Genomic DNA, 25,948 nt, shown 5'->3' with positions numbered 1-25,948 from the left:
AACGCAACACAGCGGCACGCCACCGGTCGGGGAGTGGCAAATAAAGGTTCTAGGCTTCAGCCTCCTGAACCTGATTCAGCTCATCCCAGGAGGCGTACATCGCCGCAAAACGACCGCCGGAAGCAATCAGCTGCTGCGGGGAGCCATCCTCCACCACGGACCCCTCATGAATCACCAGCACGCGATCAGCGCTCAGAACCGTCGAGAGGCGATGCGCAATCACCAGCGCCGTACGCCCCGCCAACACGGTCCGCAGCGCCGCCTGCACCGCGCGCTCACTCGGAATGTCCAGCGAAGCCGTCGCCTCATCCAGAATCAGCACCCGCGGATTCGCCAAGAACACGCGAGCAAAGGACACCAGCTGACGCTGACCCGCCGACAGGGTAATACCGCCACGGCCCAGCTGTGACTCGTAGCCCTCACGCAGACGCTCAATGAACGCGTCAGCACCCACCGCCTTTGCGGCAGCCTTCACCTGCTCATCGGTCGCCTGCGGGTTACCCATGCGGATATTCTCCAGAATCGACGCGGAGAACAGGAACACCTCCTGGGTCAGCATGAGCACCTCACGGCGCAGCTGCGCATCCGCCAGCTGGCGGACATCCACGCCGTCAATACGCACCTGACCGGCTGAAACATCGTAGAAACGAGCCACCAGCTTAGCGATCGTCGACTTACCGGCACCCGTAGCACCCACCAGCGCCACGGTCGTACCCGGCTCAATGCGCAGGCTCGTCTCCTTCAAAGCGTGACGATCCGACGTGTACCCAAAGACCGCCGAATCCAGCTCCACCAGAGCACCCTGAACTTTGCCGGATCCGCCCTCAGCAACGCTAGATTCAGAAGCAGACTCTACAGCGCGCTCATGCGGATGCTCCGGCTCAGCAACCTCCGGCTCCTCAGCCAAGAACGACGACAGCTTCTCCAGCGCGGACATCGCCGACTGGAACATGTTGTAGAACTCAGAGAGCTGCATGACCGGCTCAAACACGCGGTTCGCGTAAATCACCAGCGCCAGCAGGGTACCGATCTGCATGGTGCCGCCCAGCACCGCATAACCACCCAGCACCAGCGCACCGGCAATAAACACATTGCCCAAAAGCATCAGCACAGGCGAGTAGACGCCGAAAATCTTAATCGAATCCATCACCGCAAGACGGTAACGCTCCGACGCCTGAGCGTACTCGGAACGCATCTGCGCCTCCGCACCAAACGCCTTCACCGCGCGGATACCCGTAAAAGTCTCCACAAAACGGCTCGTCAAATGCGCAGACTCGGTACGCATCGTACGGAAAACCGGCACCGCAGCCTTCTGGAACCAGCGCGTCAAGAAGTAAATCGGCACGCCCATGACCAGCATAAACAGACCAATACGCCAATCCAGAAGGAAAATAGCGACCGCAGAAATCACCATGGACAGCAAGGTAATCGCCAACTGGCTGATGCCGCTGTCCAAGAAGCTGCGGACCGTATCAATATCGCTGGTCAAACGCGAAATGACCTTGCCCGAGGTGTACCGCTCATGGAACGACACGCTCAGCGACTGCGCGTGACGGAACACCCGCTTACGCAGGTACACCACCACACCCAGCGACACACGCACCGTGTACGCCACGTTGACCCACGAAAAAATCGCGGTCACCGCGGTAGCCGCCACAAAAAATACCAGCAGGGTCAGCAGGGGAGAAACGTCACCCTGCTTGAGTGGCTCAATGGAACTATCCAGGACGCGGGCAATCAGAATCGGCGCAATCGCCGAGGAACCCGAGACCAAAAGCACCGAAATAATCGACAGAGCCAACGCCCCACGGTGCGGGCGCAACATCTGGCGTAGCAGCGCCATCGAGCGTTCACGGGTCTCCGCGCGCTCCTGCGGGCTCATCTGCTCCCGCGGCTCCGCCGGACGATGATGGGCCATTAGCCCTCCTCCATCGTCATCAGCTGACGGTACTGCTCCGAAGAGTCCATCAGCTCAGCGTGAGTGCCCTCAGCGACCACGGCACCATCAACCATCAGCAGCACGCGGTCAGCCAGAGCTACCGTGGAGGGGCGGTGCGCCGTCAACAGGGTAGTAGCGCCGCCCAGGCCCTCCAGACCCTCACGCAGGCCGGTAATAATACGCTCCTCGGTGTTCACGTCCAGCGCCGAGAACGGGTCATCCAGCAGCAGCACGGAGGGGCGCTTCGCCAAAGCGCGCGCCAACGACAGACGCTGACGCTGACCACCCGAAAGGCTCAGACCCTCCTCACCAATGACGGTATCCAGACCCTGCGGAAGCTCCGCCACGAAATCGCACGCAGCCAGCTGCAGCGCGGTCTGGAGGGTCGCCTCCAGCTCTTCTGCGGCGGGGTAGTCCTCATCCTCGGTGCCGTGCTCGTACTGCTCGGCAACGCCCATCAGTACGTTCTCGCGGACCGTGCCGGAGAAGAGTACCGCCTCCTCAAAGACGAATGCGGTCTGGGCGCGCACCTCCTCAAGAGACATGTCGGCGGTATCTCGGGTGCCAAAACGCAGGGAACCGGAGGTCGGCTCGTAGAAACGCGGAACCAGCGACAGCACGGTCGACTTGCCGCTACCGGTTGCACCCACCAGCGCCAGAATCTCACCCGGGAAGACCTTGAAGTTTACGTCCTTCAGCACCGAAACCTCGGGTGCCTTCACCTCAGAGTTCGCGTCGGTATCCTCAGCAGAAACAGGTGCTTCGGCAGCATCGTAGCTGAACTGAACGTGATCGAAAGTGACAGATACTGCGCCACCGCTGGGGTACTGCATAGTTTCCTTCCCGGAGCCGCCCTCGGCAGACACTCCAGCTACTGTTGACGAATCAGAAGCACCCTGCGGATGCTCGGGCCCAGACACAGCCGCGGAGCCACGAACCAGCGGCACCGCCTCAAAGCCGGGCTCGTCCATAACCTCGTTGTGGCGTTCCAATGCCACCTTATAGCTTAAATAGGCAGACATCAGCGCGGTCGAGCGCGTCACGTGGCTGAGCACGGTCGTCTGCACCGCAAAGTAGGCGGTCATCGCGCCCAGGCTCAAGGTGCCCGCCGCAACCTGCGAAGCGCCCACAGCCAGCGCCACCGCCGTGGAGACACCCACAATCAGGCCCTGGTACAGGGCAACACGAGCCACCAGCATCGACCTGCCGTACTCGCGCACCTGCAGGGCGTCCACCGACTCGGAATATTCCTGAATCTGCTCGGGGGAGCGGCCCAGCGCCTTAATCACGCGGATGCCGCGCACCGACTCCTCAATGCGGGTGGAGAGGTCGCCCGTCATCTGCTGAATCTCATGTGAAGCGCGGTAGTACTTGCGGGTGAAGTTCACCAGCGACAGCACCAGAATAGGCACGGTCACCACGAACACCAGCGCCAGAGACGGCGAAGAACGCAGCATGAAGAAGCCACCGACCAGGAACATCACCGCAACAGTCAGCATCTGAACAATACCGAAAGACAACCAACGGCGAATCGTCCCCAAATCGCTCATGGAGCGGGTCAGCAACTGACCGGAGGGCCAACGATCCAGCAGAGAAAGCGGGGCACTGAGCAGGCGGTCAAAGAAGTTCATGCGCATGGACAGCTCAATCGTGGAGGTCGGGTCCACAATCAGCCAGCGCCTCCAATACATGAAGGAGGCATGCGCAATACCCAGCAGAAGCACCAGGCCGCCGGCAATCCAGATGGCGCTCTCGGTGGTGCTCTGCGAGAGATGATCCACAATAATCTGCAGTACCTGCGGGATGGAAATCTCAAGGGCACCGGCACCGAACGCCACGAGCAGACCCACGCCCCAGCGCACACGAATCGGACGCGCATACGCGGCGAGGGTGTGCGGGGCACGCTGACCGTGCGCGTAGTCGATTGGGCTGGGGGTTGGTTCGCTCGCGGTCTCCAGGAAGGGGTTGCGGCGCCGCTTAGGCGTGCGTGCTGTAGAAGCCTCGGACATTAGCGGCGGCCACCTTTCGAAGCGGCGGCTTCACCCTTATCGCGAGCCGTGAGGGTCACCAGGATTGCCTCCGGCGGGCAGAACAGACGCACCGGCGCAAAACGAGAGGTACCCAAACCGGCAGAAACCTGAACCGGAATACCGGACTGCTCACTGACACCCTTCGCACGCGAAGGCGGCAAATCGCAGTTGCTGACCAGGGCATGACCGCCGGGCAGGCAGACCTGACCGCCGTGCGTATGACCGGCAAAAATAGCCTGCGCACCGTCCTGCACGAAGCGGTGCAGGGTACGCATATAGGGGGCGTGCGCCACGCCGATACGGACGCTCGGCTCCTCACCCTCATCGAAGGCGCCGGGAGCGAAGCCGGGGTGCTCATCGTAGCGCAGGTGCGGGTCATCCACACCGGAGAACTCCAGACGCAGACCCTTAAGGTTCAGCGTATCGTAGCGGTTGACCAGGCCCGTCCAGCCGCGCGACTCGAACGCCTCGTGCATCCGCTCAATGGGCAGTGCTACACGCGAGCCCTCCTCAATCATCTGCGGGGTGCGCGGCTGCCACAGGTAGCGTGCCGGGTTCTTGAAGACGGGCGCGAAATAGCAATTCGAGCCGGGCACAAACACGCCGGGGAAATCCATGAGCGGGTCGAGCGCCTCCAGCAGCGGACCCATACCGTCCACGTGGGAGAGATTATCGCCCGTGTTCATCACCAAATCCGGCTCCAGGGCAGCTAGCGAGTGCATGAAATCAATCTTCTTCTGCTGGCCCGGGATCATGTGCATATCCGAAATATGCAGAATCCTGAAGTCAGGACTACCGGCGGGCAACACCGGCAGGGACTCGGTGCGGAGCTGAAAATTGTTCAGCTCAATAAAGTGCCCATACGCCGCCGTGGCGGCCCCCAAGGCTGCAGTGGCGGCTACCGCCCCCGCTACCTTCTTCAGGAGCGGGGAGGGGCCGCGTGCGCCGGGGACCGCCACGGGGACGCGGGCGTTGACTGCGTTTTCACACATTATCAATCGCCTTTCAGGCTTCAGCTGATGAGCTGTGATTCTAGCTGTACGACAGAATCTTATCGCTGGGGGTGGTGAAGTCCTTCGTGTTGTACTTCGGTGCGATCGTCTTCATGAACGACTGCCACTGAGCACCGGCGTAGGTCGCACCATCCACATAGTTCAGAACACGACCGTTAATGCCCACACCGTTCAGGGAACGGAAGCCGAGGTTGTTAGAACCAACCCAAGACGCGGTGGACAGGCCACGAGTGTAGCCAACCTGCCAGGTCTGGGAGGAGTTATCGTTCGTACCGGTCTTCGCAGCCGAACCGTTCGGCAGACCAATACCGCGCTGAGAAGCGGAACCGCCAGGCTGGATAACACCCTTCAGAACCCAGCTGACACCGTTCGCGATGTCCGGATCCAGAACCTGCTCACACTGGTTCTGGTATTCCTTCATGGTTTCACCGTTGGTCTTGGTGATCTTCTCGATGGGGCGCGGGGTGCAGTACTTACCCTCAGAAGCGAAGATAGCGTACATGGATGCGCTGGTCAGCGGGGAGATACCGTACTTGGTACCACCAATGTTGGTACCCAGGTCGGGGATGCTGTGCAGCGGTTCGCCGGTACCATCCAGGGCGTGCATCTTGATGGACAGGTCGTGCACATCGCACAGGTCAATCTGGGAGAGCATGCCGTACAGGTACGAGTTCAGCGACTGGCGAATACCGTATGCAGCGGTACCGTAGGTCAGGCCGCCGTTGACTGCGTTCTTGTAGGACCAGCCGTTCGGCTGACCGGTGTAGTAGTACTTGCCGCCGTCGTAGCACTTGGCGTTCCAGCCGAAGCTGGTGGGCCAGAACAGCTGGGTGCCGTTCACGGTAGCGTTAGCGCCGCGGCCGCTGATGAGCCACTGAGCCAGAATAATCGGCTTGAACGTTGAACCGGGCTGGAAGCCGCGGGTACCACCGTAGGCGCTATCAACGTTGTAGTTGTACTCGGTCTTGGAGTGGTCGTTTGCGTCTGCGGGGCTACCGAGCTCGGTGTTCTGTGCCATCGCGATGACGCGGCCGGTGCCGGGCTCAACACTGGTCAGCGCGGAGTTCACGTCGTTCCAGTTGGTTGCTGCCGGCTGGGTGGAGTCAACTGCCTGCTTTGCCGCGGTCTGAGCCTCGGGGTTCAGGGTGGTGATCACCTTCAGGCCGCCACGCTTGATGGCGGTGTTACGCAGCTCAGCGGTTGCGCCGAGGGACTCATCCTGCAGCAGGTAGTTGACCACGTAGCGGCAGAAGAACGCCTTGTCGCCTGCCAGGGAGCAACCCTGGGACTTGGTATGGACGTTGAGCTTAATGTCGCTGGCGATGGCGTCGCTGTATTCCTTGTCGGAAATCTTGCCGTCGCGGAGCATAGTGCCCAGAACGATGTCGCGGCGTTCACGGGCGAGCTCGGGGTTCACGGTCGGGTCGTACACGTTCGGTGCCTGCACCAGACCAGCCAAAAGCGCGGACTGTGCCACGTTCAGGTCCTTAGCGGAAATACCCCAGTAGTACTGTGCAGCAGCCTCAACACCGTAGTTCGAACCGCCAAGGTTCACGATGTTCAGGTAGCCTTCAAGGATCTCGTCCTTGGACTTGTTCTGCTCCATAGAAATCGCAAGCTTCATCTCGCGAATCTTTGCGGCGTAGGTCTTGTTACCGTTCAGGGTTGCGGTAGCGTCCTCACCACGAGCCACAGCGGAGTCAACAATGAGGTTGTTAACGTACTGCTGGGTCAGGGTAGATGCACCCTGACGGCGGCCGCTGTTGGAGTTAATGATGTTGTTCAAGAACGCACGACCGATACCGATAGCGGAGACCGCACCGTGGTTGTAGAAGTCACGGTCCTCCACTGATACGATAGCGTCCTTCATGTGCTGAGAAATCTGATCCAGCTTGACCGGTTCACGGTTCTCTTCAAAGAAGGTTGCGATTTCGGTCTTGCCATCAGCAGCGTAAATAGTAGAAGGACGGGAGGAAATGCCATCGGCAATGTCGTCAGGAAGGTCCTGGAACCATGACATCGACGCGTTCGCGACCATACCGGCACTCACTGCCGGGGGTACGACAATAATTGCCGCGAGGAAACCGGCAATCACGCTGAACGCGAGGAACTGCAAAAAATCTCCCGGGCGGCGACGCGCACGGGTTTTCTTAGATGAAGCCATTCATTCAGTTTATCCCATGAAGCTGTGAGAGAAAGCCCGTCTCGCCGCCCCACAGGGAGGTGGGCGCCTCAGCGCTGAGAATAAAGCCCCAAAAAGCCCCGGACATTGACCGAAACCATAGTTAATCCCTTTTACTTATTCGACCCTGAAAGCTAGGCTAGAGGGTATGAAGAAATGGGAATACGCAACTGTACCGCTGATGATCCACACGACCAAGGCAATCCTCGATAACTGGGGTGAAGATGGCTGGGAGCTCGTCACCGTGCTGCCCGGTGCCTCCGCACCTGCCGGTGCAACCCCCGCATCGAACATGGTCGCTCCGACTCAGGGCAACCCCATCGCCTACTTTAAGCGCGAGAAGGCTGACTAAGAGCAGCGTACCCGGCGGTCACCTCGCTATCCCGGCTCTCCTTTAACTAGGGGAGCGCGGGAATAGATGAGGAAGGCCGCCGGTTAGCCGTTTAACAGCTGCCTGAATATCAGTAGCGTTTAGATTTACGGCATTTCCCCTATCACCGTTTGGGTGCCATCACCCGCCATCCTTCTGGAGTAATCATGACTGAATCCCGTATTGAAGCACGTATCCGCGAACTCGGTTACGAACTGCCCGTAGCACCCGCCCCCGTTGCCGCATACGTTCCCGCGGTGACCTCCGGCTCCTACGTGTACACCTCCGGCCAGCTGCCCTTCGTTGAGGGCGCCCTGCCCGAAACTGGTAAGGTGTCCGACTCCGGTGCTGAAGGCTTCGTGACCCCCGAGAATGCGAAGAAGTACGCGGGTATCAGCCTGCTCAACGCCCTGGCAGCGGTCAAGTCCGTCATTGGCGACCTGGACCGCGTGCAGCGCGTCGTGAAGGTTGTCGGCTTCGTGGCATCCGAGGTGAACTTCACCGCTCAGCCCGCCGTCATTAACGGTGCCTCCGAACTGCTCGGCGAAATCTTCGGTGAGGCAGGCCAGCACGCCCGCTCCGCCGTCGGCGTTCCCGTTCTTCCCCTGGACTCGCCCGTAGAGGTCGAGATCATTGTTGAATATGTCTAATCTGTACACCGGCGCGCTGCCGCTGTCTGCTATTCGTGCTGCCCAGGCTCAGCGGGCAGCACAAAGTGGCGCCCAAAAGACGGTGAACGGTATCGACGGTCACGGATCCGGCGAATCGCAGGATATCAAGACTCTGCCCCTGCCGGTGCAGGAACGCCGCTTCGGCACCCCCACCCCGGCTGAAGGCGTGGAACGCCCCCGCATGTTTACCGGCCGCCAGTCTGCGGCTAACCCGCGAACCTCCTGCATCCAGCGTCTCTACACGATTCCCGAGTTCATGCGCACCGCAGCCGAAAGTTGGCGTGAAGGCGGTAACGAAGGTGCGACCGGCTGCACGATGCGCCAGGCGGCATCCGTCATTTTTGTGCGCGATGGTGACAACGGCCTTGAAACGATTCTGACCTACCGCCCCGGCAGTTCGCCGTTGGGCGTGGTGGCTTTCCCCGGCGGTACGGCTCTTCCCGGTGATGATGAGTCTGCCTCCTGGGTGGGTCCCGGCGCCGACTACTGGCAGGACCAATTCCACTTCTCCGATATTGCGCAGGCACGCCGCAGCGTCATGGCTGCCGTGCGTGAATGCTTTGAAGAGACTGGTATTTTGCTTGCCGGCGAGGACGAACAGGACGTAGTGGAGCGCTCTAGCACCCCTGAGCTCATGGCGTGGCGTGAAGCAGTTGCCAAGCAGGAGAAGAGCTTCTCTGACTTCTTGACCTCCAGCGGTTTGAGCGTACGCGCTGATCTGCTACGCCCGGTCGCGCGTTGGCAGTCCCCGGATTTCTTCCTCAAGCGTTACGATATCGCCTACTTCACCACGGCGTTGCCCGTGGGCCAGGACCCGAAGCTACTGCTCGGTAAGGGTGTGTGGGGTGACTGGCTGAACGTGCGTGAACTGCTTGAAGCCAAGGACACCAGTGAACTGGGCGACCGCATCGGACAGTTCAACACGGTGGGCCGTACCCTCGACCAGCTTATTACCCCCGGGGTGATGTGCATGCTTGAATCGCTGGCGAAGGCACAGACTTCCGTGGCGTGGCTGTCCAAGCGCCGTAATATTGAGGTGAAGAAGCCCGTGCTCGTGACCCACAATGGTGCGTGCATGCTCTCCTTCACCGAGGTGGTTCCGGCAACCACCGGTAGCGTGTACACCGGTGCAATGGGTGTGTTCTAACGAACTGCCGCAATGCGCGCCCATACGATAAAGCGTGAAAGAAATCAGGAGCCGTTTCCCTCTACATGGGAAACGGCTCCTAATCTATTTAAGTCGCATGTCTTTCAATGAAGGCGCCCTAGAACGCCCTAACGCAAAAAGGCTTTAGCGGGAACGCTGGCGCAGGCGGGGCAGGTCGAGAATGACAACTGCGCGTGCCTCCAGGCGAATCCAGCCGCGGGAAACGAACTCGGCAAGAGCCTTATTCACGGTCTCGCGGGATGCGCCAACCAGTTGTGCCAGCTCTTCCTGAGTCAGCTCGTGAGCAACGAGCACGCCGTCGGTCGCGGGGCGGCCGAAGCGATCAGCCAAGTCCAGTAGTGCCTTAGCGAGGCGGCCGGGAACGTCGGAGAAGACCAGGTCAGCCAATGCCTCGTTAGCGTGGCGCAGGCGGCGAGCCAGAGTCTTAATAACCTGATCGGAGATAGTGGGATCGAGCTGCTGTGCACGCTTGAAGGACTCGTGCTTGATGGCAGCCAGGCGAGTCTCAGAGACAGCCACAGCGTTGGTCGAACGGGGTGAAGGATCGAAGAGAGCCATCTCGCCGAAGACGTCACCGGGACCCATGATTGCGACCATGTTCTCGCGGCCGTCAGCGGCGGTGCGACCCAGCTTGACCTTACCGGAGAGCACAGCGAAGAGCTGGTCGTCCTGGTCGCCCTCGTAGAAGAGGACCGCGTTGCGGGAGAGGTCAATCTCCTGAATATCATCGGTCAGCAGAGCGAAAGCTGCGTCGTCGAGGTTAGCAAAGAGAGGGGTACGACGGAGGATCTCGAGATCCATAAAGTTCTCCTAGATATGAGGTGATGAGCCGAAACTCATAAATGTTCAGTGAGTGAGCCCGAACCGATGTCATGCGTCTCAACATCTAAAATGTGAGAAGGGTCAAGCTGGTGTGACATATTCAACTGATATGAGCGTACCCTAAAAAAGCGCTTCACGCATTCCGATACAGCGAGCTTTGCAACAAAAGTTATTTCTTTCGAGTAAATTCAAAGCTTCCCCACAGGTTCACCACCTAATATCAGGCATTCAGGTGTGTACTTTTATCGGCACTAAGCATGCTGACGCCCTCATGACAAGGAAGCTACTGTCTCCACGCCCCGGGTATACCAGCTCGCCGCACCCACCACCGGGTGTTAACGCGCCACCACACTCACCGGGCACAGCCCACACCAACCACAATGAGCACACCGTGACCACTTCTACCCACCAAGGAGGCAATTAGTCATGACGACTGGCATCAACCTGCTTGATATTGCTATCCCCATCATCCTGCTGCTCTACTTCCTCGCCGGAGTCCGCAGCGGATTTTTCACCACTCTCGGAACCTTCCTCGGCCTGGGCCTGGGCGTCTGCGCCGCAGCCTGGCTCGTACCCCTCGCAGTAGCATCCGTGGGATCCCAGTGGAGCCTCATGACCGCCGTCAGTGTGCTCATCATCTGCCTGACCATCGGACAGTGGCTCGGTCTCCTTGCCGGACGTACCATCCGCCGCGTCACCGACATCACCCCGCTCAAGGGAATTGAACGCTTCTTCGGCGGCGTGCTGAACCTCGCCGCCTGCGCCCTGGTCATGGTCGTATTGACCATCTCCATGCGCACCGTACCCATCCCGCAGCTTAACACTGCGCTCAGCGACTCCAAGACCCTCTCCTGGATGGTCGCCTCCACCCCCGAGATTGTTAAGGACCGCATCAATACGGTACGCAATGATGTGCTCGCCTTCGGGACCATTCCGGAAGTCAGCGAGCTCATCGCTCCCGAAACCAGTGCCCCCACCCAGACCGTAGAATCCGCGGCACTGAATCGGGCGGCTGCCTCCGTGGTTGAGATTCTGGGCGCTGCCGAGCAGTGCGGCTACACCTCCACCGGCTCCGGTTTCGTAGCTGATAACGGCCTGGTCGTCACCAACGCACACGTGGTTGCCGGCGTAACCTCTCCGGTAGTACAGGACTCCCGCGGCCGCACCTGGCCCGGCACCGTCGTCTACATGGACAGCAAACAGGACATCGCCTTCATCAGCGTCCCCAAGCTGCCGCTCGAACCGCTGAGCATCGGCAACAACGCCACCGCAGGTAGCCTCGTAACCTTCATGGGCTACCCCAAGGGCGGCCCGCTCAAAGCAATACCCGCCACCGTGCAGGGCATCGGCAACACCCAGACCATCGACGCCGACACCGGCCGCGCCAACGCCATGCGCCAGGTCTACCAGCTGGCAGCCGACGTGCAGCACGGCAACTCCGGCGGCCCCGTCCTCGACGAAAACGGCAACGTGGTCGGCGTGATCTTCGGTAAGGCAACCACCGGTAAGGCCGGCTACGCCGTCACCGCAAGCACCCTCAAGCAGGCACTGGCTGAAGGGGGCGACAACACCGCCGCAGTCTCCACCGGATCCTGCCGTAAGTAACCAGCCGCTAGATAGCGATAAAGGTTCAGGCTCCCGCCCTCAAGTAAGGAACGGGAGCCTGAACTATTTAACGAAAGGAGGCGGCGCGCTGGGCTATTCCACCAGATGCTGCACTGTTATTCCGCGAGGTGCTGTGACAGGAAATCAACCGCCATGACGTATCCGTACGCACCCGCACCGGCAATCACCGCAGTAGCCTGTGGCGACACGAACGAATGATGACGGAACTGCTCACGACGATGCACATTCGACAGGTGCACCTCAACCACCGGAAGCTCAGCGGCCTCCAGCGCATCGTGCAGCGCCACCGAAGTGTGCGTGTACGCCGCCGGGTTAATAATAATCGCCGCGCCACGAGTACGAGCACGCTGAATCTCATCTACCAGTGCCCCCTCATAATTTGACTGCATAAACTCAACGTCAAAACCATGATTCGCCGCGCGCTCACGCACCATACGCTCAATATCGTGCAGAGTGGTGTAGCCGTACACCTCGGGGCGGCGCTGCCCAAGCAGGTTCAAATTCGGTCCATTAAGCACAAAAATCGTATCTGACATAAAACCAGTGTGGCACAGCAGACGCCCGCTGAGCGATAGTCGACGCGAACTGCCCAGAAAAATGATGGTGAGCGAGCCAAGTACGGTGAACCTCGCTACCGCCCACGCACCTGAACCCGGTACCCTCGCGCTATGACCGAGAACGCCACCCAGCCCGCAGCAGACGTACAGAATACCGCAGCACGCAACACTGCGGCAGAGAATACCGAATCGCTCCTGCAGATCCGATTCGTTCCCGAATTCAAAGCCGCAGCCGCCGCCCGCCGCCTCAATGCACGCGCACCCGAAAGCCACCTCGCCACCGTGCGCCGTGCCCGCAAAATCAACCGCATCCTCGGCGAAACCTACCCCTACGCCGTCGCAGAACTCGACTTCGACAACCCTTTCGAGCTGCTCATCGCCACCGTGCTCTCGGCACAAACCACCGACGTGCGCGTTAACTCCGTCACTGGTGCACTCTTCGTACGCTATCCGGACGCTGCCGCGCTCGCCTCCGCACGTACCGAAGAGGTCGAACCCTACATTCAGTCCCTCGGCTTCTACCGCGCCAAGGCACGCTCCATCGTCACCCTCTCCCAGCAGCTTGTAGAACGCCACAACGGGCAGGTTCCCTCAACTCTCGAAGAGCTCGTAGAACTCGCCGGGGTCGGCCGCAAAACCGCGAACGTGGTCCTCGGAAACGCCTTCGACGTGCCCGGACTGACCGTAGACACCCACTTCGGCCGCCTCGCCCGCCGCATGGGGTTCACCACCGCAGACGCCCCCGAAGCAGTCGAAAAAGACGTCGCCGAACTCATCGAACGCAAGGACTGGACGCTTTTCTCACACCACGTGGTCTACCACGGCCGCCGCATCTGCCACGCCAAAAAGCCTGCCTGCGGCGTATGCCCTGTCGCCGATCTCTGCCCGTCCTATGGAGCCGGGGAGACGAACGAACAAGCAGCACGTAAACTCATGAAATACGAAATGGCACCCGGTCGAGAAGACCTGCACCTGCGATTCCTGCAGGGGGCAACCCGCCGCGAACTCATGGCAGAAGGCTACCCGCTCAGCGCCTAACGGCGACTGAACCAAACCGGAATACAGCCGCGCAGAAGAGAGGTACACAGATGAGCGCACCCGAGGTACAACCTGAACAGGCGGAGCAGGATGCACAGCACCCCGCCCAGCAGGCACTGGCGGCTCTCGCAGATGGCGGCGTGGAATTCGACGTCCAAGCCCTGCTGCGCAGCGCACCCGCCAGCCCTTTGAGCAAAGAAGCCGCCGTGCTGATTCTCTTCGGCGTGCTCGACAACTCGCCCTCCACCGGCGAATTTGAAGGCTGCCCCGAGAACGTTAGCGCCGACCTGGATGTACTGCTCCTCGTGCGTGCCGCAACCCTGCGCTCACACGCCGGTCAGCCCGCCTTCCCCGGCGGTAAAATCGATCCCGAAGACTACGTACTCGCAGCAACCACCGGCGAACCCGTCGCCCACATAGCCGCCCTGCGCGAGGCGGTCGAAGAAACCGGGCTCGACCCCGCCGGTGTGCAGATCCTCGGCCAGCTGCACACCCTGCCACTACCCATCAGCAACTTCATGGTCACCCCCGTCATCGGCTGGTGGAACAGCCCCGTGCCCGTCGAAGTCGTCGACCACAACGAGTCCGCGCTCATCGCCCGCGTGCCCGTGCGTGATCTGCTCAACCCCGCTAACCGGCACACCGCCTACGTCAAACGCGGCCGCACCTCACACCGCACCCCCGCCTTCGAGGTGCATATGCCCGGCGGCGAGGAATTCACCGTGTGGGGATTCACCGCGATTCTGCTGGACCGGATCTTCGACTCGCTCGGCTGGACCGTGCCCTGGGATACAAAAAAGATGCGCCCGGCACCCGGCTATGAGGAATAAAAATCGAGTGGAATAAAAACCGACTGGAATAAGTGCCTGACCAGCGGATATTAGGGTGCAGAATAGTGCGCATATAGGGGCGGCAGATAGCTTGGATGAAGCTACTTACCGCCCCTATTTTCACCCTTGTATGGTGCCGCTTATGTGCGGCTGATTATTTACCGCTGATTATTTACCATCTGCATAGTTGCGCACCCGAGCCACCGACACCGGAAAATCAACTGGAACCCGACCGAAAAGCAGACGTGCTGCCTCCGCAGCGCCCTCACGCACAATACGTTCCACACGATCGGCCTCCAGCTCAGGACCGCACAGCAGAAGCTCATCGTGCAAAAAATACACAATGCGGGTGCGCATCGGCATACCAAAAATCCGCTCCGACAACAGACGAGAACGCACCGCGCCCATCCAACACAGAGCCCACTCAGCTGCTGTGCCCTGCACAATAAAATTGCGGGTCATACGCCCGTGAGCACGCGCAGTCGACACTGCACGCGACTCAGCCGCAGGTGAAGACCGATCAGACACAATCTTACGGAAACGCTCATCCACCGGTGGGGATGTACGACCCAAAAAAGTCGTCACCTGACCGCCCGCCTCACCAATACGAGCCGCGCGCTCTGTAAACTCCATCGCCTGCGGAAAAAGCTCCGCCACATGCGGTAACAGGGCACCAATCTCACCGCTGCGTCCGCCGTACATAATCGCCAGCATGCCCACCTTCGCGTGGGAACGCTCCGTCAAACCCACACCCTTCATACGTGCCAACTCGGCAATACCCGCATACAGGTCAGCGCCACGACCCGCCGAAGCGAGTGCCTCATCACGGCTCAACGCCGCCAGAATACGGGGCTCAATCTGCGAGCCATCCGTCACAGTCAGTACCTGACCCTCCGGCGCCTGGACCGCCTGACGAATCTCCGCAGGCAGCTGCAACGCACCACCGCCGGAAGCACCCCAGCGCCCGGTCGCGGCGCCACCCACCTCAAGATGCGGGCGGAACGCACCCTCAGAAACCCAGGTATCAGCCCACGTCCAGCCGTTAGCAGTCCAAATGCGGTACAGCTTTTTATAGCGCAGAATCGGGTCAATCAGCGCCCAACGCTTTTCCCGCTGAGCCGGAATCGCATCCGCCCAACTCTTCAACTCCCACGAGCGCGTAGACTTCACCGAAACCCCCGCAGACTGCAGAGCGCGCAAAAGATCCTGCGGCGAATCCGGGTTCAACGACGGCATAAATAGCATGCGCTGAATCTGCTCCGCCAACTCCTGCATCTTCTGCGGACGCTCCCCAAGCACCGGGCGCGGACCCAACAACTCGCACAGATGCTCATGATGCGCCTGCACATTAAACGGGATGCCGTAATAGCCAATCTCAGCCGCCACCAACGCGCCGGCAGACTCAGCCGCCGCCAAAAGACGCAGCCGATCCGGGTGCCTCGACGCACCGATAGCGCGTGCCTGCGCCAGCCACTCACGCATCAGCACGCGCACCACCGGATGTTCCGGAAGCAGAGTCACCGGGCCCGCCGCCAACTGCGGGGCAAAAGGCTCATGAGGCGCCGCCTCAAGGAAATCGGGGGAGGAATCTGCGGGGGACTGGGTGGCGTTGGTAGCGGGTGCACTCAAAAAATCAGCACCGAACAGCTCCTCCTGACCCTGAATCTGCCGCGCCACCGGCAGATACCCCTGAGGCTCCACCGCCTCACACACATCAGAAAGATCCAGCACCGGCCTGTACTCCACAAAACCGCTCGGATGTGTAGCGGCAGTCACCAAAATTCGCTGCACCAGACGCAAATCATGGCACAGATGCACCCGCACCCCGCGGCGCAGAAGCAGCGGGTCAACGTGGCGGGTATCAGCCCAAATCCAGCGGGGAAAACGCCCCTGTGCTGAATCTGCCGCCTGCCGCTCTACCTCTCGAACATACGCCGGAAGATTCGCCGCGCTTACTCTGTCAGCGCGCGTAATCCGCGGAATAAAGGTCGGGTCCTGCAACTGCTCAGCGGTCGGCGCCGAAAAATGAAAAGCACCCCACGAGGTCACCGGCTGAGCACCGCGCGAAGACGCACCCGCGGCAATAGCCGAGGTGACCGGGTGCGTGGGAGAGCCGGTCTGGGTGGTAATACCCGCGCCGGTGGCAGGACTGAGCAGAATGTACATTCTTCCATTATCGAGGATGTGTCGGTAGAACGGGTGGTGCGTGTCCAACACCAGAATTTACAGGCGGTTTGTCATAAAAGCGTCGGATGCCTGCGTTTTGTTCGTTTGAGGTGCGTGCATTGTGGATAATTCGGGGTGCATGAGAAGTTATCCACAGAACGCTCATTCTCTTAAAAATTGAGGCGGGCGCAATGCTCTCCTAGAGTCATGAACCCCTCCAACAATCCCGCCGAGCACACAGCTAGCCACACCGCAAACCCTAACGGCTACCCGACCCGCACCGCGCAGAGTCCAACCATGTATGCGCCGGATATCCGCGCGCACTCGCTGCCCGCCCTGCTCATTCCCGAAGACTATCGCGCCCGCGCCGTGGCCCTGCACGCCCGCGAGCTGATCCTGCGATCGCCGCAGATGAGCGCTATCGCTCTGGGTGGTTTGAGCGCCGGGCTCAGTGCTGGTGTTGAGACTGCAGGGGAGCGCCCACCTGTAGAGGGGGGAACTGCCGCAGGCAGCTCAAACACTGCGAGTGCCGCGGACGGTGGATTACTCCAAGAACCCCAACCCCTCAGTGAGATTCTCGAAAACGCCGTGGACGAGGCAATCTGCACCATCGATGGCGGATACCTGGGGAACGCGAGCAAAGAGGGAACGGGGGTAGTGAAGCCCCGAAAGTTCCGCGCCAAAACGGTGCAAGCCGCCCCCGTCTCCTGGAGCTACCCCAGCGTGGAATACGTGCCCGTCAACCGGCAGACCGCGCTGCGCTACCTCGCTACGGAACTCTACGGCCTCGGCGCCCTCGACTTGCTCCTTGAAGAGGGGCAACGCGCCGGAACCATCACCGATATCTACGTGAATTCGCCTTGCGATATCTGGATGGGCATCAACGGAACCACCCGCCCCGTGGCGCTGAGCCTCGGCAATGAGCGGCGCGTGCGTGAGCTCGCTGAGCGGCTCATCCGCAGGTACGGCGGGCAGCTGGATGCCACGCATCCGGCGGCTGACATTAGCGACGAGCACGGCAGGCGCATCCATGCGATTATCCCGCCGCTGAGTGAACGCACCCGGCTCTCCGTGCGCCTACCCGCCCGCGAGCGCCCCACCCTAGCGCAGCTACAGGCCGCTGGGCTGTGCGATGAGGCGACTGCCGCCTACCTGTACCGCATGATGACCGAACGCCGCGGATTCCTCATTAGCGGAGGTACCGGTACCGGCAAAACCACCTTACTCAACGCCCTGCTGGGGCTGTGCAAGCCGCAGGAGCGCCTCATCCTGCTCGAAGACACCGCAGAACTCGCGCCGCAGCATGAACAGGTTATTGCCCTCAAAACCCGTGCCGCCAACTCCGAAGGGGTCGGTGAAATTGGATTGGGTGAGCTGATTGTGCAGGCGCTGCGTATGGGCCCGGATCGGCTCGTGGTCGGCGAGTGCCGCGGTGCGGAGGTGGTGCACCTGCTGACCGCCATGAACACTGGTCACCGCGGTGCTGGAACGACCCTGCACGCCAATAGCGCGCAGGCGGTGCCCTTGCGTTTGTGCGCCCTGGGTGCGCTCGCCGGACTGGACAGTAGAACGGTCGCTCTACATACGGCGACGGCTTTTGAGCGCATTATCCACCTGGAACACCGGGACGGACGCCGCCGTATCGAGGGCGTCTACAGCCTGCACCCCGCAGCTGAGGGGAGCGAAGAGTATCTGCAGGTCAGGCGTATTTCTGTGGGTTCTGAAGTTGGCTACTAACTCCGTAAAGGGGAAACAAAAAATGTGAAAGGAGGAAGCAATGAAGCAGAACGAGAAGAGTAACGGAAGCCTTCGCGAACGCTGGGCTGAGCGCTGGGCTGAGCGCCTAGCTGGGCCAGCCAGCGCCGAGGAAATGCGCATGTGGCCGCTCATGCTACGCACCCTCGCACTGAACCTACGCGCCGGTATTCCCCTGCAGGAAGCGGTGCACGCCAACCCGGGCTCCGGACAGTTTGCGCAGTTCGGACAGAATGAACCGGTGCCGGATGCAGGGAAAACGCACGCGAAGAAAACAACCGTCCGGAAAAGTGCCCGGAAAAGTGCCAGGAAAAGCGCCCAGACTCGACGGGTACGAGGTCTCTCTTTCGAAGACTACGAGCATAAGCGCTGTGCCGAAGATATCCGCCGTTTCACGCAGACGCTTGCCGCACTTGCCTCCTGGGGCGCACCCGCACACCTCGCCTGCGCCCAGCTACTCGAAAACAGCAGCCGGATGCGCCCGCACAGCCGCGAACGCCTGCATGACCTGCAACTGAGCCTGCGTATGAGCGAGAGCGCCGGCGCGCCGCTCGCCACGAGCCTGGAACGTGCCGCCGAACACGCCGAAGAACGCATTGATGCGCTCCTGGGGCGACAGAGCGCTCTCGCCGCGCCGCGTGCCACCGGCAGGATCCTCTCCTGGCTACCGTTGCTCGGCCTGGGGTTGGGTGTGCTCATCGGAAGTGACCCCGTGGGCGTGCTGACCGGCTCCATTCTCGGGGTGCTCACCGGTTTGCTCGGGCTGGGGCTCGCCTTCGCCGGGCGCCGCTGGACCGCCGCGCTGGTGCATCGGGCGGAGGTGGAGAGTGTGCGGACAGCGAATGCTGAATCTGAGACGGAAAAGCTTGCCTCACCAGCCGGTGCCGTGCCCATTGATACCGCTCTCGTGCTGGAGCTACTTGCCGCGCAGTTGCGAGCTGGGCTTGCGCCGCTTGCCGCCCTGGGCACCCTTGCCGAGGCACTCAATAGTCGACCTCTGCACACGGTCTGCCAGCGCCTACAGATGGGCAGCGGCTGGGGGAGTGCCTGGTCAGGCTCCGCCGCGGGAACCTTCGGCGAGCTGCGGGATGCGCTTGCCCCCGCCTACACGGGTGGTGCACCCAGCACGGCGCTGCTGCTCTCCCTTGCTGATGCGCACCGCCTCAGCGAGCGCCGTGCGGCAGAACGCGCCGCCGGAAAGCTCTCAGTAGCGCTCGTGGTGCCCCTCGGGCTGTGTTCGCTGCCCGCCTTTATTTGCTTGGGCATTGTGCCCATCCTCATTTCGCTACTGCCCACGCTGACCGGCTAAAGAACCATGCGTATAAGCGCTGTTGGCTAGCTGAAATGCCCAAAAGTTTAGACCCTCGCCCATCTGCCGTCAACGCGGATGAGCACCCGCCCCGCCCCGAATATTCAGGGCGTAACGAAAGGAAAACCAATGACGAACACCCTCTGCGAAGCAATCCGCCACGACCTGCACACTGTCGGCGCTCCGGTAAATACTCCGGTCGGCGCTCCGTCTGAAATTCAGCCCGCCGTACCCGATGCAGAAACGCAGACCATTCTGGGTCCCGTACCGCTGTCCATTGCCATCGCAACCACCATGAAGCAGCTGCGCGAAGAATGCCCTGAGCTTTTTAGCGATGCTGAGCTGAACCACACCGGCCCTAAGATTGACCCTCACGAAATGGAGATTGATATGAACACGAACAACCTGAACCCCGAGCAGGCGCTGACTATTGCCCGCGCGCTCGCCGAGGGCTGCACCCTGGACGAATGTGGCGCCACCTGCCGCAGTCTGGGTGAGCACGCGCCCGGCTGCGCCGAACATGTACCCGCTGGGAGCGGCGACAAAGTGCTCGAAGAGTACGCCCCGACGGGGGATCCTGAGGAAGGTGCCTCCACAGCAGAGTACGGCATTGTGATGCTTGCGGCGGTCGGTTTTGCGGGTCTGCTGGTGCTGATTCTCAAGTCAGATGAGGTGCGTTCCATGCTCCTGGATATTGTGCGTAACGCCCTGTCGATTGCGGGCAATACGGGACTGTTCTAGGGGTATCAGAAAACCCTCCGTAGGGTTTTGCCCTAGATGCTAGGTTCTTTGGAAAATCAAGTCAGAAGGGAGGAATAAAGAATGAACGATCATGTGAATTTGGGTGCTTTGTGGCGCACCTGCTCCGCGGGGAAAGCCGGGGCGGAACCGGCACCCTCGACCCCGCGTAAGAGCCCCGCAGAAGAGGGCGTGATTACCGCCGAATTTGCGGTCGCCCTACCCGCCGTGACGGTGGTGCTCGCCCTCTGCCTGGGTGCCGCCTCCACGGGTGTTGCGCAGATCAAGGTAGAGGAGTCCGCGCGAACGGCTGCACGAGCTGCCGCCCGCGGAGATTCCGAGGCGCAGATTCGCTCCGCCGTCAGTCGCGTCGACCCCGCGCAGAGGGTGCAGATTTCCGTTTCTCCTGATGCTGCCGCTTCTGATGGTGTGGTCGCCACGGATGTGGGTCGAGTCCGAGAAGTGCACGTGCAGGTGAGCCGCCCCGCCCCCGGCTTGATCGGGTCAGCAACCGGCTGGGTACTGCGGGCGGACGCCCACGCCCGCGTTGAAGGTGGCGCCAGCAGCGAAGAAAGTACCGGCGATGATGGTGAATAAAAGCTCGGTCCTTGCCCGGTACGCGGAAGAACACACCGAAGAGGGTAGCGGCACCGTCCTCGCCCTCACCATTATTGCCGCGCTACTGGTTCTGACCGTGGTGATTGCCGGGCTCATCGGGGTGGCGTCCGCGAACCGCAGGGCGTCCGCAGCCGCTGATTTGAGTGCGCTTGCGGCAGCGGACGCCTACCGCGGGCTCACTGAGGGGGACCCGTGTGCGGTTGCTGCGAATCTTGCCGAACGCTACGGCGCGCAGTTGGAATCCTGCACTTTTCCGGATCGCCCCGAAACGGTGGAGGTGACGGTCGTCGTCCCGGTTGCAGGCCCCATGGGCACGCTGGGTCCGGCGAGGGTGCGTGCCCGCGCCGGGGCTGAGTACATCGAAGAAGGGCGCCCCGAAGAAGAACACGCGACGGGGAGCACGGAGGAGCTGAGTTCTGCGGAGGTTGCCGATCTGGAGGAAGAGCTGGAAGCTGAGCAGAACTCAGCCCCCGAACCTCCCGAGTCAGAAAACCCGCCTGCGCCAGAAAGCATAGCCGACTAGGCTATTTACGCTCATCGGTAGTTGTCATCCCAGTACGCCTACGCCTCCTGCAGTAACCTACGCCTCCACAATGCTCTGCAGCATCGCCGTCAGTAGCGCCCGTGCGCCGTGCTTGCTGAGCGGCTCGTTGCGGTTGCCGCATTTGGGCGAGTGCACGCAGGAAGGGCAGCCGTTTTCGCATCCGCAGCTTTCAATCGCTTCGAGGGTTGCGCTCAGCCACTGCGCAACCGCGTTGAAGCCGCGCTCGCTAATGCCCGCGCCGCCGGGTGCAGCATCGTAAACGAAAATGGTGGGCCTGCCGGTGTCCACGTGAAGCAGCGTGGAGAGTCCGCCCAAGTCCCAGCGGTCGCTGGTGGCGATAAGCGGCAGCAGTCCGATGGCGGCGTGCTCGGCGGCGTGCAGGGTGCCGGGGCCGTCCTCTTCGGTCACGCCCGCGCCGAACAGATAGCTGGGCTCGAAGGTGAACCAGACCGCCTCGGTCATGAGTACTTCCGGTGGCATGGGTTGTGCCTCTTCACCCAGGTATTCGCCGCCGTAGACGGAGAATCGCCGGTAGCCGGTGACCTGGTCGGTGACCTGAACCTGCCCGCGGTGCATGGTGAGCGGGGCGAGCTGCTGCGTGTCAATCTCGGGGATAGAGATTTCGGGAATATGCTCTCCAGGAGTGGGATCACCGGGAGCAGGTTCGCCGGGAACCGCTTTCCCAACATTTTGCGTACCGTAACTAACCCGCGCACGCTCTGCCAGAATACGCACCTCGGTGCTCTCAATGGCGCGCGTGTAGTAGTCCGGGCAGACGCGGCTGAGCAGAATCACGCGCTCGCCCTCGCTGAGGGACTCGACCACGTATTGCGCGCTTTGGTGAATGTAGATTGCGCCCGGGTGCCCCTGACTCATGGCGTGTGCGGCGTCCATGGTGCCAACCACGGTGCCGTCTTCGGTGTCGATGAGCTGGTAGGGTCCGCCGCCGGTGCCGCGGATATCGACCAGGTCAGCGGCTGATTCGGCGTGCGTCCAGTACCAGCCGTCCGGGCGGCGACGCAGGTACCCCTGCTGTACCAGTCGATCAAGCAGGGCGGCGGTGTGCGGCCCGAAGAGGGACAGCTCTTCGGCGCGGATGGGTGCCTCCTGCGCGGCGGCGCACAGTTGCGGGGAGAGCACGTACGGGTTCGTCGGATCGAAAACGGTTGCCTCAACCTCCTGCCCGAAAATTGCCTCCGGGTGGTGCACCAGGTAGGTGTCGAGCGGGTTGTCGTCGGCAATGAGCACGGCGAGCGCGTCCTGACCGCTTCGACCCGCGCGGCCCACGCGCTGCATGAAGGAGGCGCGGGTGCCCGGCCAGCCCGCCACGAGTACGGCGTCCAGTCCGGAGATGTCAATGCCCAGCTCCAGTGCGGAGGTGCTGGCCAAGCCGAGCAGTTCGCCGTTGCGGAGTTTGCGTTCGAGTTCGCGGCGCTCTTCGGGGGTGTATCCGGCGCGGTATGCAGCGACGCGGTGGGCGAGGCCCGCCTCCACCTCGTCGAGGTAGCGTTGGGTCTTCTGTGAGAGGTTTTCTACACTGCGGCGCGAACCGGCGAAAACCAGGGAACGGGTGCGGGAAAGCACCAGATCGGTGAGCATTTGCGCGCCCTGCTCCACGGGGGAGACACGGCGCGGCGCCTCCTGCTCGGCCTTCGACTGGACCGCCTGCTGCTGGGTGCTGCGGGCATCCTTGGCGAGCTGATCGTGCGCCTTGGGTGGCATGAATTCAGGCTCCCAGAGCGCGACGGTGGTTTTACCGCGTGCGGAGGTGGACTCGGTAATGGCTGTGACCGCCTGCTGTGGCACGCCAATGAGCTTGGAGAAAGACTCGACCGGGTTGGAACTGGTTGCGGAGGCGCCGTAGAACACGGGTACGGTGCGGTAGAGTGCGCAGACGCGGCGCAGGCGGCGCAGTAGGTTGGCGATATGCGCACCAAAAACGCCGCGGTAGCTGTGCGCCTCGTCAAGCACCACGTAACGCAGTCCGCGCAGGAAGGACGCCCACTGCCGGTGATTGCTCAGAATTGAGTAGTTGAGCATGTCCGGGGTGGTGAGAATGAAGTTGGCGTGTTCGCGGATCCAGCGGCGTTCGCCGATGGGGGTGTCCCCGTCGTAGCTTGCCGCGTGGAGTCCGGGTAGGTTGTAGGAAGTGAGGGCGGTGAGCTGGTCGGCGGAGAGTGCCTTCGCCGGCGAAATATAGAGAATATTCGCTCTATTATTAAGGTTTTCCACCCCAGAATACGAGAAAGTTGAGCTCACCGGCTCACCGTACAATGCGCGATAAATAGCATCCAGAGTGGGCATCAGGTAGCTCAGGGTCTTGCCCGAGGCGGTACCCGTCGCCACAATCACGTGTCCGCCGCTGCCTGCACTTTTTGCGTCTTCGGCGTGCGGAGCCTTCGCCGACCCCTCAATACGCTCAGCTTCGATGCGCCCCGCCTGCCAGCCGTAGCGCGCCGCACTCGCCGCCAGCGCCGCATCGAGACCGGCATGGGCAGCGTTCGCTGCCTGCACCTGGTGGGCGTAGGGCTCGGCAATGCCGAGTGATTCAAAAGCCTCCACCACACGCGGATGCAACCACTGCGGCCACGGTGCGTAGCTCGCCTCCCTAGCGGCGATAGTGTGAATATGGGTTACCTGCTCGGGCAGGGTTCCGGTGTGTTCCGCCTCCGGCAGGAGGGGCGCCAGCACCTGCTGTGCACTCGTGGGCAGCTCACGGTAACGGAGCGTTTTTGGGCGCGCCGCATGCCCCTGCTCGGGCTGGTGCGTGGGCTGCTGTTCGGGCTGCTGGTTGGTGCTCTGCGAAGGGGTGCTGTGCGGCATGGGTTCCATTGTAGAGCGGCCGGCTACACCCCGACCTGCCTCTGGTCATGCACTGCCCTGAACGACGGCTCGGAATCTGGCGCTGAATCCGCTCGGCTCCTGCCCCGACCCCGAGCCTAACTCTGAGCCCGAACCCCGCCCCGGTACCGCTTTTGTGTTGCCGACCCCGTAGCCAGCGCGCATGTATCAAAAAATCTGCATGCTTTAGGCGTATATGACGATAAAATAGTTTCGTGGCTCAAAATAAGATTATTCTGTATTACCAGTTCGCCCCCATCGCCGACCCACAGGCGGTCATGCTCTGGCAGCGTGCCCTCTGCGAGAAGCTCGGCCTGCGCGGGCGCATCCTCATTTCCAAGCACGGTATTAACGGCACCCTCGGCGGCGAAATCAACGCGGTCAAGGCGTACACCAAGGAAACCCGTAAGTACCCCGGCTTCAAGAACATGGAGTTCAAGTGGTCCGAGGGTGGCGCGGAAGACTTCCCCCGCCTGTCCGTGAAGGCACGTGATGAGATTGTGGCTTTCGGTGCTCCCGACGAGCTGCAGGTGGACGAGAACGGTGTCGTTGGCGGCGGCGTGCACCTGAAGCCTGAAGAGGTTAACAAGCTTGTTGAAGAGCGCGGCGACGACGTGGTCTTCTTCGACGGCCGTAACGCGTTCGAGGCGAAGATCGGCAAGTTCAAGAACGCTATCGTTCCCGATGTGCGCACCACCCATGACTTCATCCGCGAGATCGAGTCCGGCAAGTACGACCACATTAAGGACAAGCCGGTCGTCACCTACTGCACCGGTGGTATTCGCTGCGAGATTCTCTCCGCGCTCATGAAGAACCGCGGCTTCAAGGAGATCTACCAGATTGACGGCGGCATCGTGCGTTACGGCGAGAAGTACGGCGATAAGGAACTCTGGGAAGGCTCGCTCTACGTCTTCGACAAGCGTATGCACATGGAGTTCACCCCGGACACCGTCACCATCGGCAAGTGCGAACAGTGCGGCGCTCCATCTAATAAGTTCGAGAACTGCTCTAATGATTCTTGTCGTGAGCTGGTTCTGCTCTGCCCCGAGTGCGCAGCTGATGACGCGAAGCGCCACTGTGTGCCCGAGTGCTCGGTGGACCGTGAATCAGCTGAGGTGAATGCCTAATGGCATTCGCTAAGGGCGGTGCGATTCAGATTTCTGAACCTCGCATTGAGGAGCACCCGGCGCTGATTGTTGCCGGGGTTTCGCAGGTGTTCCCCCTGGATGGCGACTTCTCCTCGCTGTGGGATGAGCTGAATCAGAAGGCGTCCCCGGCGATGCTGGATGTTCTGAATGTGACCCAGTACCTGGGTGTGTGCACTCAGCCGAACCCGAAGGGGCAGGTCCGCTACACAGCGGGCTTCCTGGTGTCGGAGCCGGCGAGCGCGGTGAAGCTTGGTCTGGGCGTGTTGGAGTTGCCTGCGAGTACCTATGCGGTGGTTGAGGTGACCGGCCCGATTTCGGAGTCCATTCCGGCTGGTTTTGCGAGCTTTGAGGAGGCGTTCTTCGCGAAGAATCCGCAGTACCGCCCGGTGGGTGGTCTTGAGGTGTACGGTCGCGGCGATATGCAGGCGGCTGATTACCGTATGGAGCTGTGGGTTCCGTTGGCGAAGCGTTCCTAGGGCAGTTTGTTTCTGTCGTTATAGTTGCAGTTTTAGATGTTGATTAGGAAGGGCCCGGTGGTGCGATGTGTTCGTGCTGCTGGGCTTTTCTGTGTCCCTTTTTTGGG

21 protein-coding genes are annotated in these 25,948 nt (G+C 61.3%); 13 read left to right on the top strand and 8 right to left on the bottom strand.

What is annotated here, in order from left to right; all coding sequences use genetic code 11:
- Positions 1–49 precede the first annotated feature (49 nt).
- The 4 genes from QFX05_RS03215 to QFX05_RS03200 are packed head-to-tail and all read right to left on the bottom strand — an operon-like array spanning position 50 to position 7,146.
- Positions 50–1,918 carry an ABC transporter ATP-binding protein gene (locus tag QFX05_RS03215; protein WP_279740870.1) on the bottom strand — a complete coding sequence of 623 codons (1,869 nt, stop codon included), beginning with the start codon at positions 1,916–1,918 and terminating at the stop codon, positions 50–52.
- A complete protein-coding gene (locus QFX05_RS03210) occupies positions 1,918–3,948 on the bottom strand; it encodes an ABC transporter ATP-binding protein (RefSeq protein ID WP_005508250.1) in 2,031 nt (676 codons plus the stop codon). Before QFX05_RS03210 ends, QFX05_RS03215 begins: the two co-directional genes overlap by 1 nt.
- Entirely contained in the window at positions 3,948–4,961 is a 1,014-nt protein-coding gene (locus QFX05_RS03205) for a metallophosphoesterase (RefSeq protein WP_279740867.1), read from the bottom strand. Before QFX05_RS03205 ends, QFX05_RS03210 begins: the two co-directional genes overlap by 1 nt.
- 40 nt (positions 4,962–5,001) lie before the next feature.
- A complete protein-coding gene (locus QFX05_RS03200) occupies positions 5,002–7,146 on the bottom strand; it encodes a transglycosylase domain-containing protein (RefSeq protein ID WP_005508252.1) in 2,145 nt (714 codons plus the stop codon).
- Positions 7,147–7,312: 166 nt separating this feature from the next.
- On the opposite strand from QFX05_RS03200, the gene QFX05_RS03195 reads away from it, so the two are divergent.
- From QFX05_RS03195 to QFX05_RS03185, 3 genes are all read left to right on the top strand, one after another.
- Entirely contained in the window at positions 7,313–7,516 is a 204-nt protein-coding gene (locus tag QFX05_RS03195) for a DUF4177 domain-containing protein (RefSeq protein WP_005504647.1), read from the top strand.
- Positions 7,517–7,701: 185 nt separating this feature from the next.
- Positions 7,702–8,184: a RidA family protein gene (locus tag QFX05_RS03190; RefSeq protein WP_005508253.1), complete on the top strand. Its 483-nt coding sequence runs from the start codon at positions 7,702–7,704 to the stop codon at positions 8,182–8,184.
- Positions 8,177–9,352: an NUDIX hydrolase gene (locus QFX05_RS03185; RefSeq protein WP_279740860.1), complete on the top strand. Its 1,176-nt coding sequence runs from the start codon at positions 8,177–8,179 to the stop codon at positions 9,350–9,352. Before QFX05_RS03190 ends, QFX05_RS03185 begins: the two co-directional genes overlap by 8 nt.
- Positions 9,353–9,496: 144 nt before the next feature.
- Here the strand turns inward: QFX05_RS03185 and QFX05_RS03180 are convergent, their stop codons facing one another.
- Positions 9,497–10,174, bottom strand: coding sequence for a Crp/Fnr family transcriptional regulator (locus tag QFX05_RS03180; RefSeq protein ID WP_012902921.1), 678 nt, complete (start codon positions 10,172–10,174; stop codon positions 9,497–9,499).
- Positions 10,175–10,621: 447 nt separating this feature from the next.
- Between QFX05_RS03180 and QFX05_RS03175 the strand changes: the two genes are divergently transcribed.
- Entirely contained in the window at positions 10,622–11,800 is a 1,179-nt protein-coding gene (locus QFX05_RS03175; RefSeq protein ID WP_279740856.1) for a MarP family serine protease, read from the top strand.
- A gap of 116 nt (positions 11,801–11,916) precedes the next feature.
- Here QFX05_RS03175 and aroQ read toward each other — a convergent pair whose 3' ends face one another.
- Complete coding sequence (aroQ, locus tag QFX05_RS03170) at positions 11,917–12,357, bottom strand: type II 3-dehydroquinate dehydratase (protein ID WP_279740854.1); 441 nt, start codon at positions 12,355–12,357, stop codon at positions 11,917–11,919.
- Positions 12,358–12,489: 132 nt separating this feature from the next.
- Between aroQ and nth the strand changes: the two genes are divergently transcribed.
- Together nth and QFX05_RS03160 are read left to right on the top strand one after the other, a co-directional pair.
- On the top strand, positions 12,490–13,416 hold the full coding sequence (nth, locus tag QFX05_RS03165) for an endonuclease III (RefSeq protein WP_279740852.1): 927 nt from the start codon (positions 12,490–12,492) through the stop codon (positions 13,414–13,416).
- Positions 13,417–13,466: 50 nt separating this feature from the next.
- Complete coding sequence (locus tag QFX05_RS03160) at positions 13,467–14,246, top strand: NUDIX hydrolase (protein ID WP_279740850.1); 780 nt, start codon at positions 13,467–13,469, stop codon at positions 14,244–14,246.
- 168 nt (positions 14,247–14,414) lie between these two features.
- Here QFX05_RS03160 and QFX05_RS03155 read toward each other — a convergent pair whose 3' ends face one another.
- On the bottom strand, positions 14,415–16,412 hold the full coding sequence (locus QFX05_RS03155) for a bifunctional 3'-5' exonuclease/DNA polymerase (RefSeq protein ID WP_279740848.1): 1,998 nt from the start codon (positions 16,410–16,412) through the stop codon (positions 14,415–14,417).
- A gap of 207 nt (positions 16,413–16,619) precedes the next feature.
- On the opposite strand from QFX05_RS03155, the gene QFX05_RS03150 reads away from it, so the two are divergent.
- From QFX05_RS03150 to QFX05_RS03130, 5 genes are all read left to right on the top strand, one after another.
- Complete coding sequence (locus QFX05_RS03150; RefSeq protein ID WP_279740846.1) at positions 16,620–18,149, top strand: CpaF family protein; 1,530 nt, start codon at positions 16,620–16,622, stop codon at positions 18,147–18,149.
- 40 nt (positions 18,150–18,189) lie between these two features.
- The gene (locus QFX05_RS03145; protein ID WP_279740844.1) at positions 18,190–19,476 is read left to right on the top strand and encodes a type II secretion system F family protein; all 1,287 of its coding nucleotides are present in this window, start codon (positions 18,190–18,192) and stop codon (positions 19,474–19,476) included.
- A gap of 129 nt (positions 19,477–19,605) precedes the next feature.
- Positions 19,606–20,217, top strand: a complete 612-nt coding sequence (locus QFX05_RS03140) for a DUF4244 domain-containing protein (RefSeq protein ID WP_279740842.1) — start codon at positions 19,606–19,608, stop codon at positions 20,215–20,217.
- An 81-nt stretch (positions 20,218–20,298) separates the two neighbouring features.
- A complete protein-coding gene (locus QFX05_RS03135) occupies positions 20,299–20,811 on the top strand; it encodes a TadE family type IV pilus minor pilin (protein ID WP_279740839.1) in 513 nt (170 codons plus the stop codon).
- Positions 20,798–21,355 carry an Rv3654c family TadE-like protein gene (locus QFX05_RS03130; RefSeq protein ID WP_279740837.1) on the top strand — a complete coding sequence of 186 codons (558 nt, stop codon included), beginning with the start codon at positions 20,798–20,800 and terminating at the stop codon, positions 21,353–21,355. Before QFX05_RS03135 ends, QFX05_RS03130 begins: the two co-directional genes overlap by 14 nt.
- A gap of 57 nt (positions 21,356–21,412) precedes the next feature.
- On the opposite strand, the gene QFX05_RS03125 is transcribed toward QFX05_RS03130, so the two are convergent.
- Positions 21,413–24,208 carry a DEAD/DEAH box helicase gene (locus tag QFX05_RS03125; RefSeq protein ID WP_279740836.1) on the bottom strand — a complete coding sequence of 932 codons (2,796 nt, stop codon included), beginning with the start codon at positions 24,206–24,208 and terminating at the stop codon, positions 21,413–21,415.
- 224 nt (positions 24,209–24,432) lie between these two features.
- On the opposite strand from QFX05_RS03125, the gene trhO reads away from it, so the two are divergent.
- Positions 24,433–25,344, top strand: coding sequence for an oxygen-dependent tRNA uridine(34) hydroxylase TrhO (trhO, locus tag QFX05_RS03120; protein WP_279740835.1), 912 nt, complete (start codon positions 24,433–24,435; stop codon positions 25,342–25,344).
- Entirely contained in the window at positions 25,344–25,841 is a 498-nt protein-coding gene (locus tag QFX05_RS03115; protein ID WP_279740834.1) for a GyrI-like domain-containing protein, read from the top strand. Before trhO ends, QFX05_RS03115 begins: the two co-directional genes overlap by 1 nt.
- The last annotated feature ends 107 nt before the right edge of the window (positions 25,842–25,948 follow it).

It is taken from the genome of Rothia similimucilaginosa, assembly GCF_029850875.1.
In the GTDB taxonomy this organism is placed as follows: Bacteria; Actinomycetota; Actinomycetes; order Actinomycetales; family Micrococcaceae; genus Rothia.
This window is presented reverse-complemented; position numbering and strand designations above follow the sequence as displayed.

What these genes read in the sequence shown, in the direction of transcription:
- QFX05_RS03210 (WP_005508250.1), bottom strand. Translation starts at nt 3,948, where the DNA reads ATGTCCGAGGCTTCTACAGCACGCACGCCTAAGCGGCGCCGCAACCCC.
- QFX05_RS03135 (WP_279740839.1), top strand. Translation starts at nt 20,299, where the DNA reads ATGAACGATCATGTGAATTTGGGTGCTTTGTGGCGCACCTGCTCCGCG.
- QFX05_RS03115 (WP_279740834.1), top strand. Translation starts at nt 25,344, where the DNA reads ATGGCATTCGCTAAGGGCGGTGCGATTCAGATTTCTGAACCTCGCATT.
- QFX05_RS03145 (WP_279740844.1), top strand. Translation starts at nt 18,190, where the DNA reads ATGAAGCAGAACGAGAAGAGTAACGGAAGCCTTCGCGAACGCTGGGCT.
- QFX05_RS03150 (WP_279740846.1), top strand. Translation starts at nt 16,620, where the DNA reads ATGAACCCCTCCAACAATCCCGCCGAGCACACAGCTAGCCACACCGCA.
- aroQ (WP_279740854.1), bottom strand. Translation starts at nt 12,357, where the DNA reads ATGTCAGATACGATTTTTGTGCTTAATGGACCGAATTTGAACCTGCTT.
- QFX05_RS03185 (WP_279740860.1), top strand. Translation starts at nt 8,177, where the DNA reads ATGTCTAATCTGTACACCGGCGCGCTGCCGCTGTCTGCTATTCGTGCT.
- QFX05_RS03155 (WP_279740848.1), bottom strand. Translation starts at nt 16,412, where the DNA reads ATGTACATTCTGCTCAGTCCTGCCACCGGCGCGGGTATTACCACCCAG.
- QFX05_RS03205 (WP_279740867.1), bottom strand. Translation starts at nt 4,961, where the DNA reads ATGTGTGAAAACGCAGTCAACGCCCGCGTCCCCGTGGCGGTCCCCGGC.
- QFX05_RS03200 (WP_005508252.1), bottom strand. Translation starts at nt 7,146, where the DNA reads ATGGCTTCATCTAAGAAAACCCGTGCGCGTCGCCGCCCGGGAGATTTT.
- QFX05_RS03180 (WP_012902921.1), bottom strand. Translation starts at nt 10,174, where the DNA reads ATGGATCTCGAGATCCTCCGTCGTACCCCTCTCTTTGCTAACCTCGAC.
- QFX05_RS03175 (WP_279740856.1), top strand. Translation starts at nt 10,622, where the DNA reads ATGACGACTGGCATCAACCTGCTTGATATTGCTATCCCCATCATCCTG.
- QFX05_RS03215 (WP_279740870.1), bottom strand. Translation starts at nt 1,918, where the DNA reads ATGGCCCATCATCGTCCGGCGGAGCCGCGGGAGCAGATGAGCCCGCAG.
- nth (WP_279740852.1), top strand. Translation starts at nt 12,490, where the DNA reads ATGACCGAGAACGCCACCCAGCCCGCAGCAGACGTACAGAATACCGCA.
- QFX05_RS03160 (WP_279740850.1), top strand. Translation starts at nt 13,467, where the DNA reads ATGAGCGCACCCGAGGTACAACCTGAACAGGCGGAGCAGGATGCACAG.
- QFX05_RS03125 (WP_279740836.1), bottom strand. Translation starts at nt 24,208, where the DNA reads ATGGAACCCATGCCGCACAGCACCCCTTCGCAGAGCACCAACCAGCAG.
- QFX05_RS03195 (WP_005504647.1), top strand. Translation starts at nt 7,313, where the DNA reads ATGAAGAAATGGGAATACGCAACTGTACCGCTGATGATCCACACGACC.
- QFX05_RS03190 (WP_005508253.1), top strand. Translation starts at nt 7,702, where the DNA reads ATGACTGAATCCCGTATTGAAGCACGTATCCGCGAACTCGGTTACGAA.
- QFX05_RS03140 (WP_279740842.1), top strand. Translation starts at nt 19,606, where the DNA reads ATGACGAACACCCTCTGCGAAGCAATCCGCCACGACCTGCACACTGTC.
- QFX05_RS03130 (WP_279740837.1), top strand. Translation starts at nt 20,798, where the DNA reads ATGATGGTGAATAAAAGCTCGGTCCTTGCCCGGTACGCGGAAGAACAC.